The sequence below is a fragment of the Kribbella sp. genome, assembly GCF_035655035.1.
Taxonomy (GTDB): domain Bacteria; phylum Actinomycetota; class Actinomycetes; order Propionibacteriales; family Kribbellaceae; genus Kribbella.
In genome coordinates this window covers 1-11,656 of the sequence record NZ_DASRVN010000041.1, presented here as the reverse complement: position 1 = coordinate 11,656, position 11,656 = coordinate 1, and the positions used below count along the sequence as shown (strand labels likewise).

12 protein-coding genes are annotated in these 11,656 nt (G+C 68.4%); 9 read left to right on the top strand and 3 right to left on the bottom strand.

From position 1 onward, the window contains the following. Both VFF46_RS02855 and VFF46_RS02850 read left to right on the top strand, forming a co-directional pair. A partial coding sequence (locus VFF46_RS02855) for a carbohydrate ABC transporter permease (protein ID WP_325035411.1) occupies positions 1-543 on the top strand: 543 nt, incomplete at its 5' end. A gap of 13 nt (positions 544-556) precedes the next feature. Continuing rightward, positions 557-1,555: a LacI family DNA-binding transcriptional regulator gene (locus VFF46_RS02850; protein WP_325035410.1), complete on the top strand. Its 999-nt coding sequence runs from the start codon at positions 557-559 to the stop codon at positions 1,553-1,555. Here VFF46_RS02850 and VFF46_RS02845 read toward each other — a convergent pair. Further along, complete coding sequence (locus VFF46_RS02845) at positions 1,552-2,142, bottom strand: hypothetical protein (RefSeq protein ID WP_325035409.1); 591 nt, start codon at positions 2,140-2,142, stop codon at positions 1,552-1,554. The two genes, VFF46_RS02850 and VFF46_RS02845, sit on opposite strands and share 4 nt — an antisense overlap. A 376-nt stretch (positions 2,143-2,518) precedes the next feature. Here VFF46_RS02845 and VFF46_RS02840 point away from each other — a divergent pair, with 376 nt between their 5' ends. Genes VFF46_RS02840 through VFF46_RS02810 form a run of 7 tightly spaced genes read left to right on the top strand, consistent with a single transcriptional unit; the run spans position 2,519 to position 9,688 of the window. Then, a complete protein-coding gene (locus tag VFF46_RS02840; protein WP_325035408.1) occupies positions 2,519-4,135 on the top strand; it encodes a sugar ABC transporter substrate-binding protein in 1,617 nt (538 codons plus the stop codon). 3 nt (positions 4,136-4,138) lie between these two features. After that, complete coding sequence (locus tag VFF46_RS02835) at positions 4,139-5,089, top strand: ABC transporter permease (protein ID WP_325035412.1); 951 nt, start codon at positions 4,139-4,141, stop codon at positions 5,087-5,089. Continuing rightward, positions 5,086-5,961, top strand: coding sequence for a carbohydrate ABC transporter permease (locus VFF46_RS02830; RefSeq protein WP_325035407.1), 876 nt, complete (start codon positions 5,086-5,088; stop codon positions 5,959-5,961). The genes VFF46_RS02835 and VFF46_RS02830 overlap by 4 nt, the downstream gene beginning before the upstream one ends. 12 nt (positions 5,962-5,973) lie before the next feature. Further along, positions 5,974-6,966, top strand: coding sequence for a LacI family DNA-binding transcriptional regulator (locus VFF46_RS02825; RefSeq protein ID WP_325035406.1), 993 nt, complete (start codon positions 5,974-5,976; stop codon positions 6,964-6,966). Next, positions 6,963-8,432 carry an arylsulfatase gene (locus tag VFF46_RS02820; protein WP_325035405.1) on the top strand — a complete coding sequence of 490 codons (1,470 nt, stop codon included), beginning with the start codon at positions 6,963-6,965 and terminating at the stop codon, positions 8,430-8,432. Before VFF46_RS02825 ends, VFF46_RS02820 begins: the two co-directional genes overlap by 4 nt. Continuing rightward, positions 8,413-9,162, top strand: coding sequence for an aminoglycoside 3'-phosphotransferase (locus VFF46_RS02815; protein ID WP_325035404.1), 750 nt, complete (start codon positions 8,413-8,415; stop codon positions 9,160-9,162). The genes VFF46_RS02820 and VFF46_RS02815 overlap by 20 nt, the downstream gene beginning before the upstream one ends. A 1-nt stretch (position 9,163) precedes the next feature. Further along, complete coding sequence (locus tag VFF46_RS02810) at positions 9,164-9,688, top strand: MOSC domain-containing protein (RefSeq protein ID WP_325035403.1); 525 nt, start codon at positions 9,164-9,166, stop codon at positions 9,686-9,688. Positions 9,689-9,711: 23 nt separating this feature from the next. Here the strand turns inward: VFF46_RS02810 and VFF46_RS02805 are convergent, their stop codons facing one another. Together VFF46_RS02805 and VFF46_RS02800 are read right to left on the bottom strand one after the other, a co-directional pair. Beyond that, positions 9,712-10,890, bottom strand: coding sequence for an FAD-dependent monooxygenase (locus VFF46_RS02805; RefSeq protein ID WP_325035402.1), 1,179 nt, complete (start codon positions 10,888-10,890; stop codon positions 9,712-9,714). Beyond that, complete coding sequence (locus tag VFF46_RS02800) at positions 10,891-11,442, bottom strand: TetR/AcrR family transcriptional regulator (RefSeq protein WP_325035401.1); 552 nt, start codon at positions 11,440-11,442, stop codon at positions 10,891-10,893. It abuts the gene before it with no gap. Between the last annotated feature and the right edge of the window lie 214 nt (positions 11,443-11,656).

Sequence of the window (11,656 nt, the reverse complement as noted above, 5' to 3'; positions counted from 1 at the left end):
CGGATGACGTTCGTCGGCCGGAAAACGTTGTTCGGGCTGATGCTCGCGACGCTGATGCTGCCCGCGCACGTGACGCTGATCGCGCAGTACTCGATCTTCCGGAAGCTGAACTGGATCGACACCTTCTGGCCGATGATCGTGCCGAGCTTCCTGGCCACCGACGCGTTCTTCGTGTTCCTGATGGTGCAGTTCATCCGGTCGATCCCGGTCGAGCTGGACGACGCGGCCCGGATCGACGGCTGCGGGTACTGGGGGATCTACCGGCGGATCATCCTGCCGCTGCTGTCGCCGGCGCTGGTGACGACCGCGATCTTCTCGTTCATCTGGACCTGGAACAACTTCTTCAGCCAGCTGATCTACCTGTCCACCAGGACCCGGCTGACGGTACCGGTCGCGCTGCGCGGTTTCCTGGACTCGACCGGCAGCTCGGAGTGGGGCGCGCTGTTCGCGATGAGCGTGGTGACGCTGGTGCCGGTGGTCGTGGTGTTCGTGGTCTTCCAGCGCCGGATCCTGGCCGGAATGGCTCATACCGGCCTCAAATGAGATCCTGCCAGCTATGAGGCCGCGCCTGACCGATGTCGCCGAGGCGGCCGGGGTGTCGATGAAAACGGTGTCGAACGTCGTCAACGGCGCCGAGCACGTCCGCGAGGAGACCCGGCAGAAGGTGCTCGCCGCGATCGACAGGCTCGGGTACCGGCCGAACATCGCGGCCCGCAACCTCGCCCAGGGCCGCAGCGGCGTGATCGCGTTCGCCGTACCGCAGCTGGACCGTCCGTACTTCGCGTCGCTGGCGGCGCGGATGCTCGACGAGGCCGAGGCGTTCGGCTGGATCGTGCAGTTCCACCAGACCGGCGGCCGCCGGGAGGCCGAGCTCGCGCTGCTGAACGACCGGCATCCGGCCCGGCTGGACGGGATCGTGATGAGCCCGCTCGGCCTGACGCCTGAGGATGTGCAGGGCCGTGCCCCAGGGTTGCCGCTCGTACTGCTCGGGGAGAAGGCCGGTACCGAGCATCACGCCGATCACGTCGGGATCGACAACCGGGAAGCCGGCCGGGTGGCGACCGAACACCTGCTGTCGCTCGGCCGGCGGCACGTGATGGCGCTGGCGCCCGGGCCGCGGATGGACGACGAGCGGATCAACGGGTACCGCGATGCGCTCGCCGCGGCCGGCCTGCCGGTCGACGAGGACATCGTGCTGTCGGCCGGTGGCCTGCGCGGGCAGGACGCCGAGCAGACCCTCGGCAGCTGGCTGGACGCGGGCCATCCGGCGCCGGACGCGGTGTTCACCGCCACCGACTGGCTGGCGATGGGTGCGATCCGGGCGCTCGTACTGCGCGGGCTCCGGATCCCGCAGGATGTCGCCGTGGTCGGGTTCGACGACATCCCGTACGACCTCGCCACCCTCCCGACGCTGACCACCGTCGCCCCGGACCGGGTCGCGATCGCACGCCTGGCCCTGCAGGCGTTACGCGATCAGCGACCCGGCGCGGAACCCGTCCGCCTGCAGGCCCCGTTCAGCCTCGTGGTCCGGGAGAGCACGACCGGGATCGGTTAGCCCGCGAGGGTCAGCGAAACGGTTGCCTTGTTCAACGTGGTGCCGAGCAGCTTGCTGTCCCGGGGTGAGCCGGCGGCCGAGATCTCGACGTCGTCGGCGTTCCGGCCGGAGGTCCCGACGTACCGGGTCGCGACCCAGCGGGTGGTGCTGCCGCTGCGGTAGGTGTAGACGACGGTGCTGACCCGCAACGGGCCGAGGCCCGACGTCGACTTCATCGTCACCGTCGAGGTGCCGACGATGTGCAGGCCGCGGGTGCCCTTGAGCGACTTGATCTTCTGGTTCAGCGCGGTGACCGTGCCGTGGTTGCCGTCGTACGACGTGTTGAACCGGATCATCCGGTTGTGCGCGGTGTCGTCGAAGCGCGCCTGCCACGGGCCGATCACGACCGACTTCCAGGTCGCCGGCAGTACGGCGCTCGCGTGGTAGCCCTCGCTGGAGTGGTTGAAGTACCGCACCTTGTAGGTCACGGCGGAGCTGTTGCTCGCCGCAACGGACTGCGTCGAAGCATGGCTCGGCAGGGCGCCGCCGAGCGCCACCGCACCTGCACCAGCCAGCGCCACAGCTCCGGTCACGATCCGCTTCATCATCTTGGTATCCCCCTGAGTAGGTGCGCGGCTCCTTGTGAGCAGCGCACCCCCTAAGACACCCCGGCGCGACGAAAGGTTGAGTGCGATTTCCGAATGGTTGACCACGGACAGTGTACGTATCCACTCGGTCTGGCGTACGCCGCTCACCGGACGATCCGGTGGCGGCGAACGACAGGGTGACGCGCACCTGCACCGCGCTGACGGGGCTGATCGTGCACTGCTGACAACTCTCTGAAACACCGTCGACGGCCGGCGACCGCGGGTTCTCGAGTCCCCGCGGTCGTCGGCTCTTGCATTGAGGGGCGGCGGAGGTTTACGGTCCGGGTTAACGTTTAAGTGAGTGTTAGTGAGCACTTCTTCGAAACTTGGAGCAACTATGATCAGTCGGCGACGGTTTTTGCAGGTGACCGGGGCGGCGATCGGCGCCTCGACGCTGGCGGCCTGTGGAGACGGTGGCGCGTCGAACGGCGGTGCGAAGGCCTCGAGCGAGCTCAAGCTGCCGACGTACAAGCCGTTCGAGGGGCTGCACCCCGACCTGCCGGGGGCCGAGTCCGGCCTGGAGCCCGGGTTCCTGAAGTTCCCGGCGGACGCCGTCGCGAGTGTGAAGACGCCACCGCTGAAGAACGCGGTGACCGCGCTCACCGAGACGTTCGCGACCCCGCCGCCCCCGATGGGCAGCAACCCGATGTGGCAGGCGCTGAACCAGGCGCTCGGCGCCGAGCTGAAGCTGACCATCGGCACCGACCCGGGCTACCCGGAGAAGTTCGCGACGCTGCTCGCCAGCGACTCGCTGCCGGACCTGATGTGGCTGCCGCCGAACCAGGGCATCCCGAACATCGGCCCGATGCTCGAGGCCAAGTTCCAGGACCTCACCAAGTACCTGTCCGGTGACGCCGTCCTGGAGTACCCGAACCTGGCCGCGCTGAAGCCGGCCTCCTGGCGGACCGCCGTGGTGAACGGCAAGATCTGGGGCGCTCCGATCCCGTCGACGCCGTTCGGCCAGGTGATGATGGGCAACCCGAAGACCTGGGCGAAGGTCGGCGGACTGCAGTGCTCGACCGCGGACGAGTTCTTTGCCAAGTGCAAGGAGCTGACCAGCGGCACGAACTATGCGCTCGAGCCGGCCATCGTCAACATGCTGCACATGTTCGGCGAGTGGTTCGGTGCCCCGAACACCTGGCGGGTGAACAAGGACCGCTCGCTGACCCACCTGTACGAGACCGACAACTACAAGGCCGCCGTCGAGTACGCCGCCAAGCTCTGGGCCGCGAAGGTGTTCTACCCGGACCTCAACCTGGCCGACGCGACGCCGAAGACGGTGAACGGGCAGATCGCCGCGCAGGTCGTGGTCGGCCCGCGGGCCACCGCGGACTTCCGCAACCTGGACCCGACGCTGTTCGTCGACACGATGATCCCGTTCGGCCACGACGGCAAGGCGAAGCCGACCTACGACATGGGCTACGGCACGGTCGGGTTCACGCCGTTCAAGAAGACCGACGAGGGCCGGATCCGCGAGCTGCTCGCGCTGATGGACTACCTGTCGGCGCCGTTCGGCACCAAGGAATACCTGCAGAAGAACTACGGCGTACAGGGTCAGCAGTACCAGCTCGACGCGCAGAAGAACCCGGTGCTGACCAAGGCCGGGAACCAGCAGGCGCCCGGTCTGGTCAGCGCGCTGCAGATCATGAACTCCCCGGAAAGCGTGATCTTCAACCCGGCGTTCCCGTCCGACACGCAGAAGATCTACGCGACCGAGCAGAAGCTGCTGAAGTACGCGATGCGCAACCCGACCGCGGGCACGTACTCCGACACCTCGAGCAAGGTCGGACCGAAGCTGACCGCGGCGTTCCGGGACACCATCGTGGACATCGTCACCGGCCGGCAGCAGATGGACGCGTACGACGCGGCGCTGAAGCGCTGGAAGTCCGGCGGCGGTGACAAGATGCGCGACGAGTTCGCGGCCGTGCTGCCGTCGAGCGTGCCGGTGTCCTGAGTGATGCTGAAATCGACCAAGCCCGTGAAGGCGGGCCTGCCGCTGAAGGCGAAGTGGGCCCGGGACTGGCAGATGGTGCTGCTGATGATCCCGGGCGTGCTCTTCCTGCTGGTGTTCTTCTACCTGCCGGTGCTCGGAAACGTGGTCGCGTTCCAGGACTTCCAGCCGTACCTCGGCATCATGCACAGCGAGTGGAACGGCCTGCAGAACTTCGTCAACCTCTACGACAACCCGGACTTCTGGGACGCGTTGCGGAACACGTTGCTGCTGGCCGGCGTACAGCTGCTGCTGTTCTTCCCGGTGCCGATCGGGCTGGCGCTGATCGTCGATTCGCTGGTCAGCAACCGTTTTCGGAAGTGGTTCCAGACGATTGCCTACCTCCCGCACTTCCTGTCCTGGGTGCTGGTGGTGACGCTGTTCCAGCAGTCGCTGGGCGGCGCCGGGTTCGTGAACAACCTGCTCCGGCACGCGGGCCTGGACCCGATCCCGTTCATGACCAACCCGAACACCTTCCCGCTGCTCGTCGTCGGGCAGCTGATCTGGAAGGACGCCGGCTGGGCGATGATCATCTTCCTGGCCGCGCTGACCACCGTGGACGTCTCGCTGTACGAGGCGGCCGCGGCGGACGGTGCCGGGCGCTGGCGGCGGATGTGGCACATCACGCTGCCGTCGCTGCGGACGGTCATCGTGCTGCTGCTGATCCTGCGGATCGGTGACATCCTCAGCGTCGGGTTCGAGCAGTTCATCCTGCAACGCGACTCGGTCGGCCCGGGTGCTGCCGAAGTACTCGACACGTTCACGTACTACGCCGGTGTGGTCGGCGGCGACTGGAGCAGCGGCGCCGCGGCCGGTCTGGCGAAGGGCGTCGTGGGCGCGTTGCTGCTGTGGGGTGCGAACACGCTGGCGCACCGGCTCGGCGAGCCGGGGATCTTCCAGAAACGAGGCGTTTCATGAGACCGGTCTGGAAGGAGAAGCCGTCTCCGGGGTACCAGGCGATCAAGGCGGTCATCCTGGGCGGCTTCGCGCTGGTCATCGTCATCCCGATCCTGGTCGTCATCTCGACCTCGCTGGCCAGCGACCGCGACATCATCGACGCCGGTGGGTACGTGCTGTGGCCGTCGCACCCGACGTTCAAGGCGTACCAAACGCTGTTCAGCGGCGGGTTGATGGGCCGCGCGATCCTCGTCAGCGTGTTCGTGACGGTGGTCGGTACGGCGATCGCGCTGGCGGTGACGATCGCGCTCGCGTACGCGACCTCGCGGCCGGTGCTGTTCGGGCGGCCGGTACTGCTGATGGTGCTGTTCACGTTGCTGTTCGCGCCCGGCATCATCCCGATGTTCCTGGTCGTGAAGCAGCTCGGGCTGCTGGACAGCCTGTGGTCGCTGATCCTCCCGGGGGCGCTCGGTGCCTTCAACTTCGTTGTCCTGCGCACCTTCTTCATGAACGTGCCGGGCGAGCTGCTGGAGAGCGCGCGGATCGACGGCGCCAGCGACTTCACCATCCTGCGGCGGATCATCCTGCCGTTGTCCAAGGCGGTCGTCGCGGTCGTCGGGCTGTTCTACGCGGTCGGGTTCTGGAACGCGTTCTTCAACGCGTTGCTGTACCTGAACGACACGTCGAAGTGGCCGGTCCAGGTGATCCTGCGGACGTACGTCCTGCAGGGCAAATCGCTCTCGGCCGACCAGCTCGGCGTCACCCCGCTGCCGCAACCGCAGTCCTTGCAGATGGCCGTCGTGGTCGTCGCCCTGGTCCCGATCGCGATGGTGTACCCGTTCCTCCAACGCCACTTCACCAAGGGTGTCATCACCGGCGCCGTCAAAGGCTGACAGAATCGGGATATGTCCTCACCTTTGGCCGAGCGGCCGACGCTGCGGATGGTGGCGAAGGAGGCCGGCGTCTCGGTCGCGACCGTCTCCTACGTACTGTCCGGGCGGCACCGCAGCCACACGATCAAGGACTCCACCGCGGACCGGGTCCGCGAGGCCGCGTCGCGCCTGGGCTACCGGCGCAACGACGCGGCCCGCGCGATCCGGACCGGCAAGTCGGACCTGGTCCTGCTGTCGCTCAGCTACCTCGCGGACCCGTGGTCGCAGGCGGTCGCGGCCACCGTCAGTACGGCGGTGAGCCCGCTCGGCAAGACCGCGCTGATCGTCGCGGACGGCGACTGGCGGACCGTACTGGCGAACCGGACGCCGGACGTGATCTTCATCGACAGCGTCAAGCCGGATCCCTCGCAGGCCGAGGAGCTGACCGCCTTCGCCGCGCAGGGTGTGCAGATCGTCGTGTTCAGCGAAACCCTGGAACCGCAGGGCTTCGACGTGATCCGTTCCGGTGCCGAGCCGCGCTGCCACCTCGCCGTCGAGCATCTGCTGGAGCGCCACGACCGGGTCGGCGCGCTGACCTCGCGGACCACGGGGTTCGCCCGCTTCGACGCGTACGTGAACACGCTGCGCGCGGCCGGCAAACCGATCCACAGTGACGACATCGAGGTGTTCGAGCAGCACCCGGAGGGCGCGTACCGGGCCGCGATGGCGCTGCTGTCCCGTCCGAACCGTCCGACCGCGCTGTACTGCACGACCGACTTCGCCGCGATCGCCGCGGTCCGGGCCGCGCACCGGCTGCGGATCGACGTACCGCGGGACCTGGCGATCATCGGCGTCGGCAACACCCCCGAGGGCGAGCACCTCGACCCGGCGCTGTCCACCGTCGGACCGGTCGGGTTCAACGAGGCGCTGGCGAACATCGTCGTCGGCCGGCTGACCGACCGCGAAGGCGCGCCCGGCGAAGTGTTCGACTTCCCTTGGCAGCTGATCGTCCGGGAGTCCTCGTGAGGCCCAACGTCGTACTGATCTGTGTCGACGAGTGGCGGGGCGACGCGATGTCGTGCGCCGGTCACCCGTACGTCGAGACGCCGCACCTGGACGAACTCGCGCGCAACGGCGTGCGGTTCAGCCGCGGGTACTCCGCGACGCCGACGTGCGTACCGGCTCGGGTTGCCCTGTTCACCGGGCAGTCGCAGGAGCGGCACGGGCGGGTCGGGTACACCGACGGCGTACCGTTCGACGTCGCGCATCCGGTGACCGTGCAGGGGGAGTTCCGCCGGGCGGGGTATCACACGCAGGCGATCGGGAAGATGCACGTCTGGCCGGAGCGGGCGCGGCTCGGGTTCGACGACGTCGTACTGCACGACGGGTTCCTGCACCACTCGCGGCGGGAGCACCGGCAGCAGTTCGGGTTCTTCGACGACTACGTGCCGTGGCTGCGGCGGCAGCCGGGGGTCTCGCCGGACGCGGAGTACTTCGACCACGGGGTGAACTGCAACTCGGTGGTCGCGCGGCCGTGGGACAAGGCGGAGTCGCTGCATCCGACCTCGTGGATCGGGACACAGACGATCGAGTGGTTGTACCGGCGGGATCCCACGAAGCCGTTCTTCCTGTACCTGTCGTTCCACCGGCCGCATCCGCCGTACGACCCGCCGGCCTGGGCGTTCGACCGGTACGACGCGCTGCCGCCGTACGAACGTGTGCTGGGGGACTGGGAAGGTGACTGGGACTCGTTCCGGAAGGACGGGGACTATCAGGCGTCGATCGGGGACCTGCCGGACCGGGTGGTGCATCGTGCGCGCGCCGGGTACTACGGGCTGATGGCGCAGATCGACCTGCAGGTCAACCGGATCCGCGAGGCGCTGGTGGACTTCGGGGTGTACGACGACACGATCATCGCGTTCACGTCCGACCACGGCGAGATGATGGGCGACCACCGGATGTTCCGGAAGTCGGTGCCGTACGAAGGGTCGGCGCGGGTGCCGTTCATCGTGGCGGACCGTGCTTCTGCCGGTGGCGCTGTGCGCGGCGGGGTGGTCGATCAGGTGGTGGAGCTGCGGGACGTGATGCCGACGCTGCTGGACCTGGCCGGGGTGCCGGTGCCTTCGTCGGTGGACGGCGTCTCGTTGGCGCCGTTCCTGCGGGGTGAGACCGTTGACGTTCGGGAGTGGTTGCACGGTGAGCATCTGCACTTCGATCAGTCGCTGCAGTGGGTGACCGACGGGAGGATCAAGTACGTGTGGGGGTCGGATCGGGGCGTCGAGCAACTGTTCGACCTCGTCGCGGACCCTGATGAGCTGCACAATCTGGTGTCTTCGCGGCCGGAGCTGCGGGACCTCTGGCGTGCGCGGTTGATCCAGGACCTGACGGGTCGCGAGGAAGGCTTCGTCGTCGACGGCGAGCTGGTCACCGGTCGGCCGGTTTCGCCGATCCTCAACCACACAAGGGAAAAACTTGCTCAAGCCACCGGGTGACGGCTGGTCGGCCGTCGACGTCGGCGAGTCCGACATGACGGTCTTCCGCCGCGACAACGTCTACGCGAAGTGCTGCGGCCCGGCCGGTGTGGCCGAGCTGGCCGCCGAACGCGACCGGATCCGCTGGTTGTCCGGCACCGGGTTGCCGGGGGCAACAGTCCTCGACTGGCTCGAGTCGGCGGACGGTGGATGTTTGACGACGTCTGCCGTTCCTGGCGTACCTGGTGACGCGCTTCCGTCGAGTGCGTATGTGCGCGCGATGGGCGGTCTGGGGCGGGTTCTGCGCGAGCTGCACTCGGTGCAGGACTGCCCGTTCGAGCGGCCGCTGGCGGAGGTGATCGCGTCGGCGGCGGACGTCGTACGGCGGGGTGCTGTCAACCCGGCCTTCCTGACCGACGAATGGCGGAAGGTTGCGCCGGAGGAGTTGCTGGCGGAGGTTGTTGCCGAGAGCACCTATGTGGAGAGTGTGCTGGAGCCGGTGGTCTGTCACGGCGACGCCTGCCTGCCGAACATCTTCTTCGATCCCGACACCCTGGAGGTGACCGGCCTGATCGACCTCGGCCGGCTGGGGATCGCCGACCGGTACGCCGACCTCGCCCTCACCACGATCCAGCTCCACGACGAGTGGTGCGCGGATCCGGCGCCGTTCCTCGAGGCGTACGGCGTACCCGATCCGGACCCGCGCCGCCTGCACTTCTTCCGCCTCCTCGACCCGCTGACGTGGGGCTGACATGCAGGTAGAGATCGTAGCCTTCGTCGTGTCCGGGCAGCACGCGTTCGAGGGGCGCCCGCAGGACGGCCCGCGCCCGGACCCCGCACCGGTCGCCCGCACCGAGATCGAGGTGCGTGCCGGCCTCGGTATCGTCGGCGACCGGTACTACGGCCAGGCCGTCCACCAGAACGCCGCCGTCACCTTCATCGACGCCGCCTCCCTCGACGAGGTCGTCCGTGTCCTCGACCTGCCCACACCGCTCGACCCACACCTGACCCGCCGCAACATCACCCTCCGCGGCTTCCCGATCGACGATCTCGCCGCCGGAAGGGCGGCCGACGGCTCACGTGTCCCCGGCCGCCGCTTCACCCTCGGCGGCATCACCTTCCAGGCGAACCGGCCCGCGAACCCCTGCGCGTGGATGGACCAGGTCCTCGCCCCTGGCGCGATGCGCGCCCTCCGCGGCCACGGCGGCATCCGCGCCACCCCACTCACCTCAGGCACGCTCCGCCTGGGCCCGACCGACCTCACAGTCCTCGACTGACCCGCGGTATCCACCCGTGATGGTCAGCCGACTCGGGAGTTGACCTCGGCGCTCTCGCGGATCAGCGTCGTCGGCTTGCCGGCCAGGGCCGCGGGTAGCAGCGTGCGAAGCCCGGGCAGCCCGAGTACCTTCAGCAGCACTCGCCGCGCGACCAGCTCTACCTGTGATTGTGGGAGGAACCAACGAGCAGTCGATCGCGCCACCTTCTGCTTCTCCTCGACCACCGGACGCCAGACCCGCTCGTACTCCGCCATCCCGTCCTCGAGCGTCGGCGCGTCGACCAGCTGCTCCGCCAGCAGGTACGCCCCGGCGATCCCGAGCGACGCCCCCTGCCCGGCCAGCAGCGACACCGCCCCGCATGCGTCACCCACCAGCACGACCCGCCCCGAGCTCCACCGAGGCATCACCACCTGCGACACCTGGTCGTAGTAGATCTGCTCCGGCTCCGGGCACAACGCCAGCGCCTGCGGCACCACCCACCCCAGGCCGTCGTACGCGGACCTGATCGCCGCCCGCGTGTCCGCCGGTACGACGGGATCTGCGGTCCTGTGCACCGCGAACGACGCGACCCGCCCGTCCCGCAACGCGTAGAACCCGAACTGGCTGCCCATCGTGTCGGTCAGGCAGAACCGCTCGCCCACCTCGTCGTGGATCGCCGGCGCGTCGAAGCTGTACGCCGCCGTGTGGAACCCGAGGAACCGGACGTACGACGACCCGAACACCTCCCGCCGTACGGCGGAATGGATGCCGTCGGCACCGACCAGCAGGTCACCGTCCAGCGTCGACCCGTCCGCGAGCCGCACCTGTACCCCGTCCGCGTGCGACGTCACGCCGGTGAGCGTCGCGCCGTACCGCAGGTCGACCGCGCTCGGCAGGTGATCGCGGAGCACCTGCTCGAGGTCGGGACGCATCACGCTGAGCAGGTCGCCGTCCGCGAACTGCCGGATCGTGATCCCCGCCTGTTTGCGGCCCTGTTCGTCGACGAGGGTCGCCTCTTCGACGTAGTACGCGACCTCCTGCAACGCCGGCAGCAGGCCCATTGCGGCCATCGCGTCGTACCCCGGGCCGAAGAAGTCGATCATGTAGCCCTGCGGTCGTGGGCCGGGGCTCCGTTCGAGGACGGTGACGTCCTGGCCGAGCGTCGACAAGCGGTGTGCCAGCGCGAGTCCGGCGATCCCGGCCCCACAGATGATTGCGTGCATTCAACTCACCAGCCTTTGCAGAACGGTTCTGAGGGCCGGGTCCTCCGGTCCGAAGGTGCGGTGCAGGAGCAGGCCGTCGATCGCGGCGGCGAGTACGGCGGCGGTCGCGGCCGGCTCGGCGACCTGGTGGATCGTGAGCCAGTCGGCGACGCGGGCGCGGAAGTCCGTCACCAGTCCGGCGATCTGCGAGCGCAGGCGTTCGTCGCGGGTCGCCGCCAGGTAGGTCTCGGTGAACAGCAACGACGTCGGGTCGCTGCCGTCGTACTGCTCGAGCGAGGCCAGCAGTGCGTCGATCCCGGCGGCCGGGGTGGTCGCGGCGGTGAACACTTCATCGGTGGCCGTGAGCACCTGCCGCATCGCGCCGATCGTGGCCTCGACGAGGACGTCCTGCACCGACGAGAAGTGGTAGTGCACGACGCTCGGTGTGACACCGGCCCGCTCCGCCAGGATCCGGGTGCTGACCGCGGACCACCCGCGTTCCGGGATCAACTCGACAGCGGCCGCCATCAGCCGCAGTCGTACTTCCTGACCTTGTCTCGCGGTCGGCGCCATTCGTCAACCTCCAGGGCGATCGTCCTGTACGATCGTCCTGATCGTAGACCCGAGAACAGCCCGGGCACAAGACCCGGGCTGGAGACGGAACTACTTGCGGCCGAACTTCCACCACTTCGGCTTGTTCATCTTGATCTCGTCCGGCTCCATCGGCGGCGGCACCGGCGGCCGGGACTCCTCGGTGAGGAAGTTGCCGGACTCGGTGTCGTACGGC